At 42.1% G+C, this 20,930-nt stretch carries 18 protein-coding genes; all 18 read right to left on the reverse strand.

The features are described 5' to 3' along the window. Nucleotides 1-108: 108 nt before the first annotated feature. The gene (gene cpdA / locus AC30SH_RS06585) at nucleotides 109-936 is read right to left on the reverse strand and encodes a 3',5'-cyclic-AMP phosphodiesterase (protein WP_212510474.1); all 828 of its coding nucleotides are present in this window, start codon (nucleotides 934-936) and stop codon (nucleotides 109-111) included. A gap of 66 nt (nucleotides 937-1,002) precedes the next feature. Further along, the gene (gene nudF / locus AC30SH_RS06590) at nucleotides 1,003-1,626 is read right to left on the reverse strand and encodes an ADP-ribose diphosphatase (protein WP_109103594.1); all 624 of its coding nucleotides are present in this window, start codon (nucleotides 1,624-1,626) and stop codon (nucleotides 1,003-1,005) included. A gap of 262 nt (nucleotides 1,627-1,888) precedes the next feature. Further along, on the reverse strand, nucleotides 1,889-2,569 hold the full coding sequence (locus AC30SH_RS06595) for a M15 family metallopeptidase (RefSeq protein WP_212510473.1): 681 nt from the start codon (nucleotides 2,567-2,569) through the stop codon (nucleotides 1,889-1,891). Between the two features lies 1 nt (nucleotide 2,570). Then, complete coding sequence (gene dapE, locus AC30SH_RS06600) at nucleotides 2,571-3,704, reverse strand: succinyl-diaminopimelate desuccinylase (RefSeq protein ID WP_489582281.1); 1,134 nt, start codon at nucleotides 3,702-3,704, stop codon at nucleotides 2,571-2,573. A 123-nt stretch (nucleotides 3,705-3,827) separates the two neighbouring features. Further along, nucleotides 3,828-5,783 (reverse strand): TonB-dependent copper receptor, encoded by a 1,956-nt coding sequence (locus tag AC30SH_RS06605; RefSeq protein WP_489582282.1) that lies wholly within the window; start codon nucleotides 5,781-5,783, stop codon nucleotides 3,828-3,830. Between the two features lie 299 nt (nucleotides 5,784-6,082). Further along, nucleotides 6,083-6,427 (reverse strand): ArsC family reductase, encoded by a 345-nt coding sequence (locus AC30SH_RS06610; RefSeq protein WP_489582283.1) that lies wholly within the window; start codon nucleotides 6,425-6,427, stop codon nucleotides 6,083-6,085. A gap of 84 nt (nucleotides 6,428-6,511) precedes the next feature. Continuing rightward, on the reverse strand, nucleotides 6,512-8,395 hold the full coding sequence (gene htpG, locus AC30SH_RS06615) for a molecular chaperone HtpG (RefSeq protein WP_489582284.1): 1,884 nt from the start codon (nucleotides 8,393-8,395) through the stop codon (nucleotides 6,512-6,514). Between the two features lie 133 nt (nucleotides 8,396-8,528). Then, nucleotides 8,529-9,692 carry a chorismate mutase gene (locus AC30SH_RS06620; protein WP_489582285.1) on the reverse strand — a complete coding sequence of 388 codons (1,164 nt, stop codon included), beginning with the start codon at nucleotides 9,690-9,692 and terminating at the stop codon, nucleotides 8,529-8,531. Nucleotides 9,693-9,837: 145 nt separating this feature from the next. Further along, nucleotides 9,838-10,290, reverse strand: coding sequence for a hypothetical protein (locus AC30SH_RS06625; RefSeq protein ID WP_109127592.1), 453 nt, complete (start codon nucleotides 10,288-10,290; stop codon nucleotides 9,838-9,840). Nucleotides 10,291-10,459: 169 nt separating this feature from the next. Next, a complete protein-coding gene (lpxC, locus tag AC30SH_RS06630) occupies nucleotides 10,460-11,377 on the reverse strand; it encodes a UDP-3-O-acyl-N-acetylglucosamine deacetylase (protein ID WP_314885522.1) in 918 nt (305 codons plus the stop codon). A 43-nt stretch (nucleotides 11,378-11,420) separates the two neighbouring features. After that, nucleotides 11,421-12,707: a cell division protein FtsZ gene (gene ftsZ / locus AC30SH_RS06635; RefSeq protein ID WP_109859152.1), complete on the reverse strand. Its 1,287-nt coding sequence runs from the start codon at nucleotides 12,705-12,707 to the stop codon at nucleotides 11,421-11,423. Nucleotides 12,708-12,794: 87 nt separating this feature from the next. Continuing rightward, the gene (gene ftsA, locus AC30SH_RS06640; RefSeq protein ID WP_048750686.1) at nucleotides 12,795-14,075 is read right to left on the reverse strand and encodes a cell division protein FtsA; all 1,281 of its coding nucleotides are present in this window, start codon (nucleotides 14,073-14,075) and stop codon (nucleotides 12,795-12,797) included. A gap of 22 nt (nucleotides 14,076-14,097) precedes the next feature. Next, entirely contained in the window at nucleotides 14,098-14,865 is a 768-nt protein-coding gene (locus tag AC30SH_RS06645; protein WP_006717319.1) for a cell division protein FtsQ/DivIB, read from the reverse strand. Then, nucleotides 14,862-15,791: a D-alanine--D-alanine ligase gene (locus AC30SH_RS06650; protein WP_212510466.1), complete on the reverse strand. Its 930-nt coding sequence runs from the start codon at nucleotides 15,789-15,791 to the stop codon at nucleotides 14,862-14,864. Before AC30SH_RS06650 ends, AC30SH_RS06645 begins: the two co-directional genes overlap by 4 nt. 12 nt (nucleotides 15,792-15,803) lie before the next feature. Beyond that, nucleotides 15,804-17,234: a UDP-N-acetylmuramate--L-alanine ligase gene (gene murC / locus AC30SH_RS06655; protein ID WP_315027536.1), complete on the reverse strand. Its 1,431-nt coding sequence runs from the start codon at nucleotides 17,232-17,234 to the stop codon at nucleotides 15,804-15,806. Nucleotides 17,235-17,293: 59 nt separating this feature from the next. Next, nucleotides 17,294-18,358 carry an undecaprenyldiphospho-muramoylpentapeptide beta-N-acetylglucosaminyltransferase gene (gene murG, locus AC30SH_RS06660; protein WP_314885527.1) on the reverse strand — a complete coding sequence of 355 codons (1,065 nt, stop codon included), beginning with the start codon at nucleotides 18,356-18,358 and terminating at the stop codon, nucleotides 17,294-17,296. Between the two features lie 45 nt (nucleotides 18,359-18,403). Continuing rightward, complete coding sequence (gene ftsW, locus AC30SH_RS06665) at nucleotides 18,404-19,594, reverse strand: putative lipid II flippase FtsW (protein ID WP_314885529.1); 1,191 nt, start codon at nucleotides 19,592-19,594, stop codon at nucleotides 18,404-18,406. A gap of 15 nt (nucleotides 19,595-19,609) precedes the next feature. Further along, the gene (gene murD, locus AC30SH_RS06670) at nucleotides 19,610-20,914 is read right to left on the reverse strand and encodes a UDP-N-acetylmuramoyl-L-alanine--D-glutamate ligase (RefSeq protein WP_314885531.1); all 1,305 of its coding nucleotides are present in this window, start codon (nucleotides 20,912-20,914) and stop codon (nucleotides 19,610-19,612) included. Between the last annotated feature and the right edge of the window lie 16 nt (nucleotides 20,915-20,930).

A 20,930-nucleotide genomic window follows, 5' to 3' on the forward strand; every position in this document is an offset into this window, starting at 1 on the left:
GAATTATAGCAGTTTTAAACGACCAAGTGCGTTGAAGTGCGGTGGATTCTAATAAAAAATAAAGGGGATAAAAAATCCCCTTTAAAAAATGACCGCACTTTTCAACAATTAATAACCTTCAACCTGCATATTCGGTAAAAAGGATGCCTGTTGAATACGTTTTACACGGGTTTCAATATGCCCGTCAGCATGTAAATCAATTTCGCGCCAGCCGGGTTGTGCAACATCCAGTGCAAAAGTGTTGCTGTCCGCTTTAAATTGGATACACGTAGAAGGCGTTGCCATCACTTGATAACCAAGCCATTCACTATCCACTTGTTGGTGAATGTGTCCGTATAGTAAGGCTTTGACATGCTTAAATGGCGCTAATACTTCCACCAATTCATTGGCATTACGTAAGTTATGTTGATCCAACCAAGCAGAACCGGTGGAAAGAAGATGATGATGCAATACAACCAAAGAATAGCGTTCAGGATATTCCTGCAATTTTAGCTTTAACCAATCCAGCTCTTCCGCTTCTAATTGTCCGTGTGGCACGCCCTGCACTTGGCTATCCAAAAGCAAAATTTGCCACTTATCCCCTAACAAAATATGTTTTTTCGCGCTGACAGTCTCTTCCTTTAGAATTTCAAACATTTTCGGCTGAAAATCATGATTCCCGGGGATCCAAAAGACCATTTTGTTGTTGAGCGCTTTCACGTCTTGACGAAAACGCAAGTAGCCCTCATCACTATTATCCTGTACTAAATCGCCTGTTGCTAACACAAGATCATAGTCGTATTGCTGTTGTTGAATTTCACTTAAAACTTGGGAAAAACTTGCTTGCGTATTGATGCCCAACAATTCACCATTAGTGTCTTTAAAAAGATGCGGATCCGTAATTTGAACAATACGGAACACGTCTTGTTGGGTGTTATATTGATAGGTATTTAACAAAGTAAACTCCTACTACTTAATATGAAACTTAGTCTAAATTACCTATGTCGTCAGATAATAAAATGCTTACAGCCATTGCTCTTTCAATTTTCGGTAATTTAACTCTAGCCATTGTAATCCGATTACCGCAATGCCATTATCAATCTTACCCTCACAAAGCCATTGATATGCTGTTTCCCTACTCACGACATGAACACGAATATCTTCATTCTCTTCTGCCAAACCGTGTAATCCGCCGACTGTGGTGCTATCCACTTTACCGACAAAAACGTGAATACGCTCAAGCACGCCACCCGGGCTATCCCATACGCTCAAACAATGTTGCATATGAGAAATTTTCGCGCCGGCTTCTTCTTCACTTTCTCGTAATGCCACAGATTCCGGGGTTTCACCTTCCTCCACCATGCCGGCAATAAGTTCTAAAAGCCAAGGTGATTGAGTTGACGTTGGATCATAAGCACCGATACGCACCTGCTCTACCAACACCACGTTATCTAACACGGGGTCGTAGGCCACCATGGCAGATGCAGCACCTTTGATGAGCAACTCACGGGTCACCGTACCGCTCCAACCGCCGGCAAAAAGTTTATGTTTGAATTGAACTTTATTTAGCTTAAAAAAACCTTGATAAATCGTTTCATTCTTCAAAATTTCAATATCTTTTTGAGTAAACTGCTGAAACTGATACATCTTTATCTCCCTAAATTACAGCTAGCGAGTAGGATACTTTCATTCAGTGCAAAAAAAAATGTAATTCTTTGTAAAATTTCCGGATTTTTGAAGTAGCTCACAAAAGTCTAAGAGAAGAAAAGAGAAGAAAAGAGAAGAAAAGAGAAGAAAAGAGATGTGATAGAAATGTAACAACACATAAATCCAAAAAGTGCGGTGTGTTTTTAACGTATTTTTCACTGCTGAAAAGTTCACTAAAAACACACCGTACTTTTTAATCAATCTATACAAAATACTGTTCAAAAATTTGAGGAAAATGCTGCTGTAATGTAGCCTTGCCAGCAATTTCTTCTTTTTCCCATGCCTGTAGCAACAACTCTGCGGAAAAAAGTTGTTTTGCTTTCTCCGCCAATGGTATGTAGCTGATATGCCAAGGTTCACGCCCGATTTTTTTCTCTGCCGGCATTTGCATAAAAGGCAAACTAAAATCAAAGTGCGGTAGATTTTCAGTGAGAAATTCACTCAGTTCAAAGAAATAACCGCCTTTTTCATATTCCCAAGGCTCAAGCTGCAAGGATTGACCTTGAGGCAAAAGATCAGGATCGAAAATGTCAATTTCCGTGCCCCAATGATGGCGACTTGCCCCCGGTAGCGCCGACCAACGTAAAATAGCTCGCGCTTTTTGCCAATCGTCCAAGTGGGTCAAATCTAACGCATTGCCTGCATCATCATGCACTTTACGTTCACCGTTAAATTTGCCGTTCCAGATAAGTTGTTGGCGCGCAAAATCACGAAAGCTGCTGGCGGGTTGTAAATTAAAGCCATTTTTGGCCGCACTTTGTTGCAGCCCTTGAAAGGCGTTCATTGCCTGCGCCTGCAAAAAATGATGAGGCGAATGCGGTGTCGGCAAATTCACCAAATGTTCTCGCGATTTGCCGGTCAAGATGTCAGGGGTTAATTTCATCTTATTTGCCCAATAAATTGACTAACATTTGATGATAAATCTGACCGCACTTGGCGAGATCCTCTACGTTCACACACTCATTGACTTTATGAATGGTCGCGTTAAGCGGCCCAAACTCCACCACTTCTGCGCCCATCAACGCAATAAAGCGCCCATCAGAGGTGCCACCACCGGTTTCCGTTTCTGGCGTAATGCCTGTGGTTTGCTCGATAGCTGCGGTTAACGCATCTAATAATTTACCCGGTTTGGTTAAAAACGGTTTGCCGGAAAGATTCCACTCAATGCGATATTTCAATCCCTGTTTTTCCAGCATTTCAGCGACTTTCTGTTTGATGATTTCATCGGTAACTTCCGTGCAATAACGCAAATTAAATTGCACGTAAAGCTCGCCCGGAATCACGTTATTACTGCCCGTACCGGCATGAATATTGGCGATTTGCAAACTGGTCGGCGGGAAAAACTCATTGCCGTTGTCCCACTGATAGGTTGTCAATTCCTGTAGGAAAGGCGCGGCTTTATGAATCGGATTTTCTGCTAAATGGGGATATGCCACATGGCCTTGAATGCCTTGAATATAGAGGTTGCATGTAATCGAACCGCGACGACCATTTTTGACCACATCGCCCAAAGTTTTCGAACTGGACGGTTCGCCCACCATGCAATACGTGATTTTCTCACCGCGCGCAATTAAGGTTTCTACAACACGTACCGTGCCATCTTTCGCTGCAGCCTCCTCATCGGAGGTAATCAATAAGGCCATCGTACCGTCGTGATTTGGATTGGCTTTCACATATTCTTCCGCTGCCACAATCATTGCTGCCAGCGATCCTTTCATATCGGCAGCACCGCGACCATAAAGCATATCATCTATAATTTCTGCAGAAAACGGCGGGTAAGTCCATTGGCTTTCATCCCCTGTTGGCACCACATCCGTATGCCCGGCAAAGGCAATCACAGGCTCATCAGAACCATGCTTTGCCCACAAGTTTAAGGTGTCGTTAAAAGGCATCCATTCAATTTGAAAGCCTAATTTTTCTAAACGCGCCGCAATCAGTTGCTGACAACCTTCGTCATTCGGGCTAATCGAGGATCGGCGGATAAGCGATTGAGATAATTGAATAATATGGTGTTTCATAGCATTGAGGAAATTGGCAGAATAAGTAAAAGTGCGGTGTAATTTAACAAAATTTCTTTTTTATTGAAATCTTATTGAACAAAAAATGGATAGCTAAGCTATCCATTTTTTATTTTCTCGACATCAGAATTGAACTTGTAATCGCATCCAATATTGGCGACCCGGTTCATTCACTCGTGTGGTTTGCACTCCGGCAGAAGGATCGGCGCCTTTGCTGACGAATTCGGCATAGGATTTATCAAAGAGATTATCAATACCGCCCTGTAAGATCACATATTTGTTAATCTTCCATCCTGCGTTTAAAGACAGAGTACCAAATCCGGCTGATGGGCCAATGTCTTGCCCAACAATATTACCTTGCCCTTTGGCATAACGTTTTTGGGCGGAAACCACTCGCCATAACAAACCTGCGCTCAAGGTGTCGTTATCCCAAGTTAATGAGTTTTTCCATTCTAACGGAGGCGTTTGAGCCAGCGGGCGATCATCGGTACGGTTTTTACCGTAGGTGTAAGCAAGGCTACTGCCGATTTCCCAATGTTCGGCAAATTTCCATTTACCCTCAACCTCACCACCTAAACGGGTCGCTTTCACATTGCGGGCTGTCGTATTGTTATTTATGCTTTCTAACATAATAAAATTATGCACATCACTGCCAAAAAACGAGAGGGAAAGATCAAAAACATCATTTTTCCAAATCAGTCCCGTATCAATTTGACGGTTCTGTTCTTTATTCAACACTTGGCTTACACGACGCTCCCAATAATCCGGCGCACGCTCGGCAACGCCTAAACCGGCATAATATTTAATGCCATTGATTTCTTCTTCCCAACGGAAGAAACCCGCGTGTAAATCATAGGTGCGTTTTTTATTCGGATGATTTACCATCAAGGTGTCGTATTCCGCCTTCACTTCATCATAACGATAACCTGCTATGAACTTACGGCTATCATTAACCGTCCATGCCCCTTCTGCAAATCCGCCCCATTGGGTAAAGTTTTGTTGCGGCTGATAAGGTTTATGCGTATAGCCTTCACCGCGCATTTCCATACGAGCAAGGTGTTTGTCACGCATATAATCAATTCCGGTCTGCAAATTAATATCCGCCCAATCAAAGGTCGCTTTTAGGTGTCCGGTGTCTGTTTCACGTTTTGGATTCATTGCTTTTTTGACTTGATTTCCCATCATACGCAAATAGCGCAGGCTATAAGTATCCATCACATGATCGATCTTGCTTTGACCGTAGCGCAACTCAAGCTCGGTAAACCATGGCGCAATATTACGTTGCACAAAACGCACATTCCATGCATCGCGGTCAAATTTGCTACCGTCCATCATACGATCCGCATAAGCCGCTTCACCTCGGCTACGCTCATAGGTTCCTGTCAGCAATGTATTTTCTGTCGGAGTAAGGCCAAGTTGTAGCATTTGGTTACGGCGTTCAAAGGAAGAATGAATGCGATTACCGTCACCATCTTTGTAATTGCCTGCTTCATTATGTGACACACTGGTACGTAAATAACCATATTTGCCACCGGCCATCGCATCAAAATAAGCATCACGACGTTTATTTCCACCAAGGGTTAGGCTGCCGTTTAAATAAGTATTTTGCGTATCAAATTCAGGTTCTTTCCGCACAAAACGCACCGCGCCTGCAACCAACCCCGTCCCTTGGGTCACCGTTTGCGGCCCTTTGGTTACGACCACTTCATCATAAGCCGATGGGAAAATATACGCTGTTGGGGGATCCATTCGGTTACTACAACCGCCGTGAATAAATTGATCATCCGCCTGAATACTCAAACGGGAGCCGCCCAATCCACGAAATAAAGGATCACCGGAGCTCCCGCCTTTACGAATCACACTCATATTTGCAACAGATTGCAATAAATCTGCCCCATCACCGGCCGGCAACGGTTGAAGCGTCGTTTTAGGATTAAGTTTTACCGTATTCGCACTCTTTTGTGACACGCCGGTCACTACAATCGGGGCAAGTGAGGTGGTAGATTGAGGCTCCTCCGCAAACGCATTGGATAAAAAGAACGGAAGAGGAAGAAGGGCAAAATAAGATTTGTTATTCATAAGCAATCCTTTGTTTCTTTAATTCACGGGAATGGATTCCAAAATCCAAGCATATTAAATATTTCAAACAACCAAGCTACATGAAACATTTATCACATCAATAATCGATGTCTGTAACAATACGATAACAAACCTTATTCCCATTAGTAACAAAAAGCAAGATGATAAAACGCCTGCAAAAATAACCGCACTTTCGGTCAAGCAAATCCCTGCCACAAAAAAGTGAGCGACAATGCCACAATCAAAGTAATAATTACAACAGCTATAAACGGTTAAAAATAGATTTTCTTCAGGTCACATTATTTAAACTCGGCTTCATACTCTTTTGTATCAAAACCAATTAACGTTTTGCCGTCCTGTAAAATAATCGGGCGTTTAATCAATGTAGGATTCTCGACAAGCACAGAAAGTGCGGTCGTTTTTGATAATGAATTTTTCACGCTTTCATCTAAATTACGCCAAGTCGTGCTACGTTTATTGACCAAGTTTTCCCAACCGAATTGCGCTTCGGCTTGCTGTAAAAAAGCGATATCTAAACCGTCCACCCGATAATCATGGAGTTTATGTTCGATGTTGTGATCCGCAAGCCATTTCAACGCTTTCTTCACGGTGTCACAGTTTTTAATGCCGTAAACGGTAATCATATTTTCACCTCAAAAAAAATAAAAAATCCTCAATCTTATTCAGACTGAGGATTTTAACCATTACATTAATCCATCACAAATAGATTAACCCAATAACTTATTGATGCGCTTAATAAACGCCGCCGGATTTTCTAATGAACCGCGCTCTGCAAGCATAGCTTGCTCTAGCAACAATTCCACCCAATCGGCAAATTCCGTTTCATCGGCAGTGTCAGCCACTTTTTTCACCAAGTGATGTTCCGGGTTAAGTTCAAAGGTGTATTTCACTTCTGGCACAGGTTGACCTGCCGCAGCAAAAAGTTTTGCCATTTGCGTGGTCATTTGGTCATTACCGGTAGAAACCACTGCCGGCGTGTCGGTTAAGCGGTGAGTTAAACGTACCTCTTTCACGCGTTCGCCCAGCAAGTTTTTTACGCGCTCAATAAAACTATCAAAGGCTTTATCTTGTTCTTTTTGCGCTTCGGTTTCTTCTTTATCCGCCAAATCGCCTAAATCCAAATCCGCTTTCGTGATAGTTTGAAGCGATTTGCCATCAAATTCCGTTAAGTAGCTTAACATCCATTCGTCAATACGATCGGAAAGCAATAAGACTTCAATGCCTTTTTTATTGAACAATTCCAAGTGTGGGCTGTTTTTTGCCGCCACATAGCTGTCTGCCGTAATGTAATAAATGGCTTTTTGCCCTTCTTTCATGCGGGCAACATAGTCTTCTAATGACACGGTTTGTTCACTGCTGTCGTTATGTGTAGAGGCAAAACGCAATAATTTCGCAATGGCTTCTTTATTGCCAAAATCTTCCGCAGGGCCTTCTTTTAGCACTAAGCCAAATTCTTTCCAGAACTGCTGATATTTGTCAGCATCCTCTTTCGCCAATTTCTCTAACATTTGCAACGAACGTTTGGTTAAAGCTTTACGTAACGCCGCCGTGGTTTTGTTGTCCTGCAAAATTTCACGGGACACATTTAACGGTAAGTCATTGCTGTCGATTAAACCACGCATGAAACGCAGATAATTCGGCATGAATTGCTCCGCATCATCCATGATAAACACGCGTTGTACATAAAGTTTCAAGCCGTGTTTATGTTCACGGTTGAATAAATCCCAAGGCGCTTTCGACGGCACATAAAGCAAACTGGTGTACTCTTGGTTACCTTCCACTTTATTGTGCGCCCACAATAACGGGTCCGCAAAATCATGGCTTAAATGTTTGTAAAACTCCTTGTATTCCTCATCGGAGATGTCGTTTTTAGAACGTGTCCAAAGGGCATCCGATTTATTGATTTTTCCCCATTTTTCACCGATTTCTTTGCCTTCGTCATCATATTCTTTGGTAAGCATTTCCACCGGCAGACCAATATGATCGGAATATTTACCGATAATTTCACGCAAACGCCATTCGTTTAAGAATTCTTTTTCGTCCTCACGTAAATGTAAAATCACGTCAGTGCCACGGGATTTTTTCTCAATATCCGCTACGGAATACTCGCCTTCGCCGGCAGATTCCCAAAGCACGCCCTTATCCGCTGCCTCGCCTGCCGCACGGGTTTTCACCGTCACTTTATCGGCAACGATAAACGCCGAATAGAAACCCACACCGAATTGACCGATGAGCTGACTGTCTTTCGCTTGATCTTGCCCAAGTGCGGTCAAAAATTCTTTTGTTCCGGATTTGGCAATTGTGCCCAAATGATCGATCACTTGTTCACGGGTCATCCCAATCCCGTTATCGCTGATAGTGAGTGTCCCTTTATCCGCATCAAAACTAACGCGCACACGCAATTCGCCGTCACCTTCATATAAAGCTGGATTAGACAGGGCTTTGAAACGCAGTTTATCCGCCGCATCGGAGGCATTTGAAATCAGCTCACGCAAGAAAATTTCTTTATTGGAATATAAAGAATGAATCATTAATTGGAGAAGTTGTTTGACTTCTGATTGGAAGCCACGGGTTTCTTGATTTGTACTCATATTCTTCCTACTTATGTTGAATAAATTGAAAACGTTATGGATATAAGTGCGGAAGGTGAAATTTCAAGAGCAGGAAAGAAGAAAAGTGCGGTGGAAAATTTATCTGTTTTTCCATCGCACTTTCTTTAGATATTTATTTCGACAAGGTTGTTGGCTTCACGATTTCACTAGGATAACAACCAAGAATTTTGAGATAGTGACTAAATTGTTTTAATTCTTCCAACGCCGATTGCGTATCAGGATGATGAATATTGGCTTCAATTTCCAAATAAAACATCTCCTCCCAAGGCTTGCCATAAATCGGACGTGACTCCAACTTTGTCATGTTAATATGGTGTTTTTTAAATACCAACAACGCATCGACCAAAGCGCCCGCCTGTTGCCCCGTACTCATTAACAATAGGGTTTTTGTATGGATTTGCGGTGAAACACTGTGCGGTTTTTTAGCAATGACAATAAAGCGTGTAATATTATTTTCCTGATTGGCAACATTACGCTTCAGCACGTTCAAACCATACAACTTGCCACCATCCTCATTGCCCAAAGCGGCAATATTCGGTTTATTCAAGCCTGCAACTAATTGCATGGCGTGCGAGCTACTTTCGCAATATTCAATATGCACACGTTCTAAGCCGTGAATAAAGTGGCTGCATTGCTGAATCACTTGGGGATGACTGTATAACGTATCGATTTTACTTAAATCATCTTGCCCATTCACCAAGACACAATGTTGAATGGGGTAAGCCAATTCACCTACCAAAAACAAATCGGTGTGCTGCAATAGGTCATAAACTTCGTTTATGGCACCGGATGTCGTATTTTCTAATGGAAGAACCCCATAATCGGCTTCCGCGTTTTGTACTTTAGCAAAAACCTCATCAAAACTGGCACAACTTATTTCCACTAATTCTTCTTGATATCGAGTAGCATAATTACGCGCCGCCAAATGAGAATAAGATCCTCGCTTACCTAAAAAGGCGATATGAATATTCTGTTCACGTTGCGCATTCAGTTTTTTCTGCAAATACACTTGTTGCGTCAGCACCGAATCTTCAATAATTTTTTGGAAAATTGAGGTGATGTATTGCGGTTCTAATTGGTAATTTTCATTTTCGGCAAATTGCACCAACTCTTGTAGTAATTGCTCCTCACGCTCTGCATCACGCAACGGTTTCTGGGTAAGTTCCTTGCTACGAACAACATCAAACGCTAAACGATGACGCTCAGAAAGGAGCTTTAATAAACTGCGATCAATTTGGGTAATTTGTTGTCGAATTTCACTTAAATCCAATGACATAAGCTTTCCTTTATTTAAATACTAAGACATCTTTCTCTATTCACATTTAGTGATGTCAATAAAGCCCGTATTCATTCATAAACGACTTTTTTATTCTGAAATGGGCATAGGAAACATTGCTATTTTTAACCGCACTTTAAACCCATTATTGATTCATTAAGCTCTCAATATTTTCAGGCACGTCCCTACCATCTGTGGCAAACTCCATCAACATGGAAGAAATCGTTTCTTTTTTACATTGATAACGTTTAATCAATTTTCCACTCTGATCTTGACGAATATCCAAAGAAACGTTGGTATAGCCTGTTTTATCCGAAGCATCTTCCCTAACCAGAAACCAACGATTATCACCGGACTTAGGAGGAAAATATATTGTACTTTGCGTTGCATAGGGTTGAAGGTAAATCTTATCTATTGTTGTTTCAACCACTACGGCATTATCAAGAGATAAACTAAACAACTGACTTTCCGGAGCAAAAATAAGTTTTAAATCCTTCCCTTCAAATGTCTTGCAAGTAACGGCATCAACAATCACATCACTTGCTGCAAAAGTCACATTGGATAAGCTTAATAGAAATAGAAAGAAGAATTTTTTCATTTGGATTTCTCTGTTAGGTTATGGATTATTGGTATTCATTAAATCAAAAGACAAATAAAAACATTTTAATTTCTGACCGCACTTTTTATAAGCCACACTAATAAAATGCCTTTTAAAGGATAAAAAAAAGCTACATTTCATTGAAATATAGCTTTTAAGAAAATATTTTTTAAATCAAAACTTGAGCAGGAGCAACATAACCTTCCGGAACTTGTTGTTTGTCTTCAAAGGTGACAAATTCCCAAGCGTCTTGATTATCTAATACCGCTCTTAATAATTTATTATTCAAACCATGACCTGATTTATAGGCTTTGAAATCACCAATAATGTTATAACCACACATATATAAATCGCCGATGGCATCTAACATTTTGTGACGAACTAATTCATCTTTAAAACGTAAACCATCTTCATTCAAAATGCGGTAATCATCAAGCACGATGGCATTATCTAAACTTCCGCCCAACGCCAAACCTTGTGATTGAAGATATTCGATATCTTTCATGAAACCAAAGGTTCTAGCGCGACTAATTTGTTGAACAAAAGCCTGCGCAGAAAAATCCATCACATAGTTACGTACATTTTTACTAATTGCCGGATGGTTGAAATCAATAGTGAAATCTAAACGGAAACCGTTATAAGGGGAGAACTCAGCCCATTTATCACCGTCTTCTACACGCACTTTTTGCTTAATACGAATGAATTTCTTCGGTACATTCTGTTCTTCAATGCCGGCATCAAGCAATAAATAAATAAATGGACTTGCACTACCATCCATAATTGGAATTTCAGGTGCATCAACCTCAATAATTACATTATCAATACCCAAACCCGCTAATGCCGCGTTTAGGTGTTCAACTGTTGAAATGCGCACACCTTGTTCATTCACTAAGCAAGTGCAAAGCATAGTATCGCGCACCGAATTAGCATTCGCAGGGAATGTAACAGGCGGATTCAAATCAGTACGGCAATAAACAACACCAGTATTTGGCATTGCAGGGCGTAAAATCAATGTCACCTTATTGCCACTGTGTAATCCCACACCTGTTACTTTTATGCTTTGTTTTAAGGTTCTTTGCTTAATCATAATCTGTCTCTTAACGTATTGTTACACAACAAAATAATTGTCGTTATTTGTCGTTATTACGCATAAATCCTTGAACGTTAAATAAATTCGTATCTTTCAAGCGTTCAGTAATTGGGGTATCTAAATCATCTCTACGATGATTTTGAACATTCTGTTGATGATTTTCATCTTGGGAGTTTTGACTATAACTTTGCGGACGAGTTCCTAAACCACCAAAAGAAGTATTTACCGGTTGAAGTCCTGGTTGTGAATTTTGTACAACTTGTGGTCGTGGTGAAATTTGAATTTCAGGTGCATCAGGCTCACCAATACCAGTTGCTACAATAGTTACTCGAATTTCATCGACCATATCCGGTACGAGCGTTGTACCAATAACAACCGTCGCCTCTTCAGATGCAAACGCTTTAACCGTATCACCAACAGCGTAAAACTCAGATAATCCTAAATCCATTCCGGCAGTAATATTGACTAACACACCTTTTGCCCCGGACAAGTCAACGCGTTCTAATAAATCACTTTTCACAGCAATCTTAGCCGCATCCTCTGCACGACCTTCCCCCGGTGCGCTTTTAGCTGAACCAAAACCGATCATGGCTTGCCCCATCTCAGACATGACAGTGCGCACGTCAGCAAAGTCCACGTTAATTAACCCCGGAGAGGTAATCATATCTGAAATACCGGTAACAGAATTACGAAGAACATCATTTGCCGCAGAAAAGGCTTGCATGAGCGTTGCATTTTTAGGCATGACCTTGGCTAACTGCTCATTCGGAATGATAATCAAGGAGTCTACATGTTTTGATAATTCTTTAATTCCCATTTCAGCGAACATCATTCGTTTTTTACCTTCAAAGGAAAACGGTTTTGTTACGACTGCAACAGTAAGAATACCTAATTCTTTTGCAATTTGAGCAACAATTGGAGCGGCACCAGTACCTGTACCACCACCCATACCGGCAGCGATAAATACCATGTCGGCACCCTCTAGCATCTTACGAATAGCATCTTGGTCATCTTCAGCCGCTTTACGTCCAACATTAGGGTTTGCACCTGCCCCCAGCCCTTTTGTCGTTTCTGCTCCAATCTGAACTGTTTGCTGGGCTTGGCTTTTACGAAGAGCTTGAGCATCAGTATTTACTGAATAAAATTCAATCTTGCCATGTTCATCCGTATTTATGATGGATTCATCAATTAGAGTACCGCCAACTTCTTTTTCTAAAACACTGGCGACCATGTGGTTAATAGCATTACCACCGCCACCACCAACACCGACAACTTTAATCAGCGCGCCACTCATTTCACCAAGATCGTACTCTACTGGCTCAAACATAATTATCTATTCTCCGTTAATGCCGACATACCATCAGCATAAATTAAAGCCCAAATTTTGCATATTGTAGATGAAAAATCAAAATTCTCAAAATTCTGACCGCACTTTATTAAAGATTTTTTTCAGTACATTACCGCAGGAATTTAGGAAATTACTTCCAGAATTTTCCTCATGAATCAGTCCATCATCTTCATTGCTATGTTCATACTGAAGCAAACCAATAACAGTTGAATATTGCGGTTTATTTACATAATCCGTCAAACCGGTAATATTTAACGGACTACCTATTCTTACTTGATGATTAGAACCAAAAACCTCTTCGGCACATTCTTTTAAGTCTTCAATTTGAGCACCACCACCAGTAATAACAACTCCTGCGATAAGCTCACATTTCATATTTTTGGATTCTAAATCTGCTTTTAAACGCAACCATTCGTTTTTAACTAAACCAAGTAATTCTTTGTAACGTGCTGATGTTACAAATGATAGTTGTTCTTTTGTTAGTACGCGAGGCCCACGCCCACCAATGCCAGAAACTTCAATTTTCTTATCTGCATGATATTTTGGAGGCATTAATGCACTACCGTGGTTAACTTTAATGCTTTCCGCTTCCATTCTCGAAGCAGCACAAGCATAAGCTATGTCATCAGTAACACGATTTCCGGCGTAAGGAATCACCTTACTAAAGCGCAAAGCACCATTGATATACACCATGATATCCATTGTACCGGCACCAAAATCGACTAAACAAACCCCTAAATCTTTTTCATCTTCCGTTAATACGGAATAGCTCGAAGCCAAACCGGAGAACACAATTTTATCGACTTTTAATTTACAGCGTTCTACTGCTTTTTTTAGATTATTTAACCAATCCTGATGACAAGCAATCAAATGAGTCTGTGCTTTCAAACGAACACCTTGTAACCCCAATGGATTTTTAATATTCATTTGTTTATCAACAGCAAACTCTTGTGGAATTATGTGAAGCAAAGACAACCCTTCCGGCATTTTTACCGAACTTGCCGTATGAATAGCAGAATCAATTTCATCTTGCGTCACTTCGCCTTCTGCAATAGGCACAAAACCATTTTCATTAAGGCTCTGAATATGCTCCCCTGTAATAGCTAAAGTCACACTCATGATACGACAGTCAGCGACTGACTCCGCCGCTTCAATTGCGCGTTGGATAGAGGTGACTACCGCATTTAAATCGGTAATACTTCCTTTATCAATCCCCTTTGAAGGACAACTGCCGACGCCAAGGACATTTACCACACCGTCAGGCAATACCTCACCAACGACTGCAACAACTTTAGACGTCCCAACTTCTAAACCGACAATGGTCTTTGATTCCACAATTTTAGACATATTCTAACTTCACACTTAATAATTAATTTAAATCAACCATACCCACTGTAGCACCGGAGGCATAACGCAAATCGACATAGGAGATTTTCTTATTTTCAGGCACTTCAATTTGGGGATAAATTGTGACAAAACGATCCAGTTTTGTTTTCCATTCTCCACGTCCTAGCTTCAGTACCACATCATTATCCAGCACGACTTGCCAAGCACCACGTGCATCAATGGCTACCGCTTTAAGCGTTAAACCTTTCTGTTTTAAATCAGCATAAATTCTATTCCATGCATCCAACACTTTTTCACTTTGGAAATCAGGACCGGCTAAACGAGGTAAATGAGTTTCTTTTAATTTACTCATTGGTAACTGAAAAACCGCACCATCTTCGGACAAAAAGTCACTTTCATTCCAAATAGCAATCGGTTTATATTCCGTTACCCAAATGCTCAATCTGTTCGGCCACATTTTGCGAACAACCGCCCCTTTTACCCAAGGCATTGTTTCAATTTGTTCACGAATGGCATCAATATCTTGACCAAAAAAACCTTTTAAATCGCCCATTTTTAATAAAGCATCGCGCACATCAGCATCTGTCGTGAAATTGGGCGAGCCAACCAACGCAAAAGCACTGATAGGCTTACTATCTAATTTTTCTAGGAAATTTTGCCAATTTGAATAAGAATAGAACAATATGCCAACGCATAATAGCACAAGTAATAATTTAATTTGCACAAAAACTTTGGGTTTCGGCTCACCATATCTTATATTTTGTGTGGTTTTGCGTTTTAGTAAATTCATTCCGCACTCAACTCTAAAATTCTCTCAACCAACTGCTCAAAAGAGTAACCGACTGTTGCCGCTGATTTTGGGAATAAACTATGGCTAGTCATGCCCGGATTCGTGTTTACTTCCACTAAACGGAAGTTTCCTTCCGCATCCGCAATCACATCAATACGACTCCAACCACGGCACCCCACTACATCATAGGCCTGCTTAACTAAATGGCGAAGCTCCTGCTCACGTTCATCACTTAACCCAGCCGGACAAAAATACTGTGTATTATCAGAAATGTATTTTGCATCATAATCATAGAACTCACCTTCAGGCACGATTTTAATGGAAGGTAACACTTCGTTATCCAGTACCGGCACAGTGAATTCATCACCGGCAAGCCATTCTTCAATGAGTACGGTGCGATCAAATTTAAGTGCAAAATCCACCGCACTTTCCAACTCTTCAATCGCTTTCACTTTGGTTAACCCCACACTAGACCCTTCTAAAGAGGGTTTCACCATCAACGGTAAGCCGAGTTTTTTGACCACTGACTCAGGGGTTAAGTTTGCTCTATTTTCCACGGTAACGATTTCCATTTCAGCAACCGGCAAACCAAAGGCTTTCCACAACATTTTGGTACGCATTTTGTCCATGGTAAGCGCAGAAGTCATCACGCCACAGCCGGTATAAGGAATGCCGATTTGCTCCAGCAACCCTTGCATCGTGCCGTCTTCACCACCGCGGCCATGCAAAATATTAAAGACACGATCAAACCCTTGCTCTTTTAATGTCGCCACCGGAAATTCTTTCGGATCAATTGGGTGAGCATCATACCCTTGTTTACGCAACGCGTTTAATACTGCAGTTCCTGAATTTAAAGACACCTCACGTTCGGCTGAAGTTCCGCCCAATAATACGGCGATTTTTTCTTGTTTTAATGTTTTACTCATCTTGCTATCCACTTATTCTTTTGTCCAACGTTCGACTAACTGGCGTGAAAGCTTACTCACGCTGCCGGCGCCTTGCGCCAAAATTAAATCACCATCTTGAATGAGATGATCAAGCACCTCACCTAATTGTGCTGTATCAGACACCAAAACCGGGTCCACTTTGCCAAGATTGCGAATAGAACGACATAATGCTTTACTATCAGCGCCCACAATCGGTGCCTCGCCGGCGGGATACACATCCAACATAATCAAGGCATCGACCTGAGATAAGACTTGCACAAAGTCATCAAATAAATCGCGGGTACGGGAATAACGGTGCGGTTGGAAAATCATCACAATCCGCTTATTCTCCCAACCTTGACGCGCCGCTTGAATGGTAACGCCCACTTCCGTCGGATGGTGTCCATAATCGTCCACCAACATCACTTTACCGTTCGGGCGAATAAATTGGCCCAACTGATCGAAACGACGCCCCGCACCTTGGAAGTCGGCTAACGCAGCTAAAATCGCTTCGTTTTTAATACCTTCTTCTTTCGCTACAGCCAATGCAGCCGTTGCATTTAAGGCATTATGCCGCCCCGGCACATTCAGCAAGACATCAATCCGTTCACCACTCGGACAAATCACGGTGTAATGTCCTTGGAAACCGGTTTGTTGATAATCTTCGATGCGATAATCGGCATTCTCGCTGAAACCGTAAGTAATCACCTGACGCCCAACTTGTGACACCAAGCTCATTAAATCGGCATCATCAGCACATAACACAGCTAGGCCATAAAACGGCAAATTATGTAAGAAATTCACATAGGTTTGCTTCATTTCATCAAAATCACCGTGATAGGTATCCATATGATCCGGCTCAATATTCGTCACGATAGAAATCATCGGTTGCAAATGCAAGAAAGAGGCATCACTTTCATCGGCCTCGGCAATCAAATAACGGCTACGCCCTAAATGCGCATTCGTCCCGGCCGATTTCACCAAACCGCCATTCACAAAAGTCGGATCCAAACCTGCTTCCGCATAAATCATAGAAACCATCGCGGTGGTCGTCGTTTTACCGTGCGTACCGGCAACCGCAATGCCATGACGAAAACGCATTAATTCCGCCAACATTTGCGCACGTTGAATCACCGGAATGCGCGCTTCTTTTGCCGCCACCACTTCAGGGTTATCATCACGAATCGCAGAAGAAATCACCACCACACTGGCACCGATAATATTTTCTGCTTTGTGCCCAATAAACACTTTGGCGCCGGCACAAGCTAAACGCTGAGTCACCGCACTTTCCGCAATATCAGAACCGGAAATATGATATCCCTCATTCAATAAAATTTCGGCAATACCACACATCCCCGCGCCACCGATACCGATAAAATGAATTTGCTTCACTCGGCGCATTTCCGGAATGATGTCTCTAATCTGTTGATGATAGTTATCCATGAATATGTCCTTTTTACTCAGTCGTTCAAAACAGTTGAAAAAACGACCGCACTTATAATTTAATTTGCCACGTCTTCAATCACATCAGCGACCCGCTTAGCCGCTAACGGTGTTGCCTTACTTTTTGCCTTTAACGCCATGGCTAATAATGTTTCACGATCTGCCAACAGCGGAGTTAACGCATTCAAGAGACGCTCTTCGGTAAATTCCGGTTGCTCAATGATCAGCGCAGCCCCCGCATCCGCTAAATATTTAGCATTCAAAAATTGCTGACGGTCTTTATGTTGGAAAGGCACGAAAATAGCCGGTACACCTACTGCCGCCAATTCGCACACCGTCAATGCGCCCGAGCGACAAATCACAATATCCGCCCAAGCATAAGCTTCTGCCATATCATCGATAAATTCAGTCGCCACGCCATTTTGATTTGCCTGATAGATTTCCTCGATACCCGCAAGATTGCCCTTGCCTACTTGGTGACGCACATAAATCTCCAAACCTTGGGCACTGAGTTTCTCTGCGACTTTTGGCACAGTTTGATTTAACACTCGCGCCCCTTGGCTACCACCGACCACTAAAATACGCAAGATTTTATCACGCGTGGCAAAACGTGTTTCCGGGGCTTCTGTTTGGAATAAATCACGACGTACCGGATTTCCCACCACTTCGGCATGAGGAAAGGCATTTGGGAACGCTTGCAACACTCGAGCAGCAATTTTCGATAACCAATTGTTAGTTAATCCTGCTATAGCATTTTGTTCATGCAATACTACCGGCACACCGCAAAGTTTTGCCGCAATACCGCCCGGGCCCGAAACATAGCCTCCCATGCCTAATACCGCATTGGGTTGGTATTGTTGAATAATTTTACGCGCCTGACACACCGCGCGCAAAATAGCAAAAGGCGCCAATAATAAACTCTTGATGCCCTTGCCGCGTAAACCTGAAATTTGGATAAATTCAATGGGAATGCCATGTTTTGGTACGAGTTGGGCTTCCATACGATCTTTGGTGCCCAGCCAGCGAATTTCCCAACCTTGCTGTTGTAATTCTTGTGCAACGGCAATGGCAGGAAAAACATGTCCGCCTGTTCCACCTGCCATCACTAATAATTTTTTACCCATATCTTTTCTCTAAAAATACTCAAAAAACCGACCGCACTTTAGGCTTTAATCGTCTCGCAATCTCGCTTGGCCACCACGCATTAAACGATTTTCATGATCAATGCGCAATAATATGCCGACAGTGACCGACATAATGATAATACTGGAGCCACCATAACTGATCAGTGGGAAGGTTAAGCCTTTCGTTGGCAACATGCCGAGAGCCATACCAAGGTTTACAAAACCTTGGAAGAAAATCCAAAAGCTAATACCGAAAGCCAAAAAGCCTTTAAAACGTTGCTCTAATATTAGGGATTCTCGTCCAATTTTCATGGCGCGGAAAACCAATAAACCAAGCAAAATAATAATTACTAAAATGCCGAAAAAGCCAAATTCTTCACCCACAATCGCCATAACAAAGTCAGTATGCGCTTCCGGTAAATATTCTAGTTTCAGTACGGAATTGCCTAACCCTTCGCCGAAAAATCCGCCTCGACCGAATGCCATTAAAGAGTTGGATAATTGGAAACCGGTGCCGTAAGGGTCTTTGAAGGGGTCCATAAAGCCGGTGATACGTTTAAGACGATAAGCAGAAGAAAGTACCAGCCACACGAACATCAATGCAGCAAAACCAAATAGAAGAAGGAATTGTCCAAATTTTGCACCGATAATAAATAGCAAACCGAAGGTAATGACAAATAAAACGACGGTGCTACCTAAGTCTGGCTGCATCAATAAGAAACAACCTAACAATCCCATGACCAAAAATGGCTTAACCGCACTTAACTTGCGACTACGCACCTCATCATAACGACGGGTAAAATAACTGGCGAGGAAACAAGTTAAGGCTAACTTAGCAAATTCTGCCGGTTGAAAATTGAATAAAACCATTGGGATCCAACGACGAGCACCATTCACCTCTCGCCCAATTCCTGGAATCATCACAAGGAAAAGCAAAACCAACGCGATGCCAAACAATCTAACATGCCATTTTTCCCATTTATCCATAGAAATTTGCAAAGTGAAATAACAGGTTAGGCACGAAAGAAAAATATAAATCATATCCCGCTTGGCAAAATAAAACGGATCGCCATATAAGCGTGTTCCTACCGGAATAGAAGCGGAAGACACCGCCAGCAAGCCAATAAGCAGTAGCACGAGATACAACCACAATAACGCGCGATCATATAACAAACTCGCCGGCGTAATCGTCGTCGTTTGTTGCCAAGTTGTTTTCAGTTTAGCCCAAAATTCCATGAATAAAATCCGTCTTTAACTTAAACGAGCCAAACGTGTGAACTCATCGCCACGTGCTTCAAAACAAGGGAATTGGTCCAAGCTTGCACAGGCCGGGGATAACAAAACCATATCTCCCGCTTGTAACTGCGGACGAATTGCTGCAATGGCCTGTTCCATGGTGTCGAATAATTGACTTTGTGACGAAAGTGCAGCTAACTGTTTACCATCCTGCCCAAAGCAATAACAAAAAATATGCGGTTGATTAATTAATGTCGCCAATTCAGAAAAATCTGCGCCTTTACCATCACCACCGAGTAATAAATAGAGTTTCCCGGCAACCTGTAAACCGGTTAATGCAGCAACCGTACTACCGACATTGGTTGCTTTTGAATCATTGATCCAACGCACGCCGTCGGCCATATGCGCCACCTGGAAACGGTGTTCCAAGCCACCGAACTCGCGAAGTACGGTCTGAATTCCCAACAAATTAATGCCTGCAGCTTGCGCCAATGCAATCGCTGCCAACGCATTCATGTAATTATGACGACCGGTTAATTTCATTTCATCACAAGCTAAAATCACCTCATCACGCGCCATTAAATAGGTTTTCCGATTTTCATTTTTCAGCCAATAATCCGCATGATGTTCCGCAAAACTCACTTGTTTTTCCGGGTGTTGAGTGGTTGGAAGGGTGAGCGGGTCTTCTCCGTTAACCACGGCCGTTTGGCAATTGTCGTAGATTTTTAATTTCGCATGGCGATAATCCTGTAAATCTACATAACGATTCATGTGATCTTCGGTCACATTCAACACCGTTGCTGCCACGGTTTTTAATGAATAGGTGGTTTCTAACTGGAAGCTGGAAAGCTCCAAAACGTAAATGTCATGTGATTGATTTAATAGAGAAAGCGCAGGAATGCCAATATTTCCGCCCATGCCAACGCTCAAACCGGCAGCTTTTGCCATTTCTGCGACCAATGTGGTTACAGTACTTTTCCCATTCGAACCGGTAATTGCCACAATCGGTTTATCCGCTTCTCGACAGAACAGCTCAATATCGCCGACGACTTCAACACCGGCTTGAAGTGCGGTCTGAATTTCTGGCGTTTTTACCGCAAGCCCCGGGCTAATCACGATCAAATCGCTTTCTAAGAGCCATTGCTGGTTTAAACCGCCGGTATGCAGAGGAATGGCTTTATCAAGTTGTTCTGCTCCTGCCGGTGCATTGCGCGTATCAATGACACGAACATCAGCATGTTTAGCGCGCAGAAAATCAACACAGGACAACCCTGTTTTACCAAGTCCGATAACAGTGACTTTTTTATCTTGATATTGCATGAAATTCTCTCTCAAA

The organism is Aggregatibacter sp. HK296 (genome assembly GCF_980469475.1).

Bases quoted from the DNA above. Each gene is read 5' to 3' on its own strand.
- nudF (WP_109103594.1), bottom strand. From the start codon at position 1,626: ATGTATCAGTTTCAGCAGTTTACTCAAAAAGATATTGAAATTTTGAAG.
- AC30SH_RS06595 (WP_212510473.1), bottom strand. From the start codon at position 2,569: ATGAAATTAACCCCTGACATCTTGACCGGCAAATCGCGAGAACATTTG.
- dapE (WP_489582281.1), bottom strand. From the start codon at position 3,704: ATGAAACACCATATTATTCAATTATCTCAATCGCTTATCCGCCGATCC.
- AC30SH_RS06605 (WP_489582282.1), bottom strand. From the start codon at position 5,783: ATGAATAACAAATCTTATTTTGCCCTTCTTCCTCTTCCGTTCTTTTTA.
- AC30SH_RS06610 (WP_489582283.1), bottom strand. From the start codon at position 6,427: ATGATTACCGTTTACGGCATTAAAAACTGTGACACCGTGAAGAAAGCG.
- htpG (WP_489582284.1), bottom strand. From the start codon at position 8,395: ATGAGTACAAATCAAGAAACCCGTGGCTTCCAATCAGAAGTCAAACAA.
- AC30SH_RS06620 (WP_489582285.1), bottom strand. From the start codon at position 9,692: ATGTCATTGGATTTAAGTGAAATTCGACAACAAATTACCCAAATTGAT.
- AC30SH_RS06625 (WP_109127592.1), bottom strand. From the start codon at position 10,290: ATGAAAAAATTCTTCTTTCTATTTCTATTAAGCTTATCCAATGTGACT.
- lpxC (WP_314885522.1), bottom strand. From the start codon at position 11,377: ATGATTAAGCAAAGAACCTTAAAACAAAGCATAAAAGTAACAGGTGTG.
- ftsZ (WP_109859152.1), bottom strand. From the start codon at position 12,707: ATGTTTGAGCCAGTAGAGTACGATCTTGGTGAAATGAGTGGCGCGCTG.
- ftsA (WP_048750686.1), bottom strand. From the start codon at position 14,075: ATGTCTAAAATTGTGGAATCAAAGACCATTGTCGGTTTAGAAGTTGGG.
- AC30SH_RS06645 (WP_006717319.1), bottom strand. From the start codon at position 14,865: ATGAATTTACTAAAACGCAAAACCACACAAAATATAAGATATGGTGAG.
- AC30SH_RS06650 (WP_212510466.1), bottom strand. From the start codon at position 15,791: ATGAGTAAAACATTAAAACAAGAAAAAATCGCCGTATTATTGGGCGGA.
- murC (WP_315027536.1), bottom strand. From the start codon at position 17,234: ATGGATAACTATCATCAACAGATTAGAGACATCATTCCGGAAATGCGC.
- murG (WP_314885527.1), bottom strand. From the start codon at position 18,358: ATGGGTAAAAAATTATTAGTGATGGCAGGTGGAACAGGCGGACATGTT.
- ftsW (WP_314885529.1), bottom strand. From the start codon at position 19,594: ATGGAATTTTGGGCTAAACTGAAAACAACTTGGCAACAAACGACGACG.
- murD (WP_314885531.1), bottom strand. From the start codon at position 20,914: ATGCAATATCAAGATAAAAAAGTCACTGTTATCGGACTTGGTAAAACA.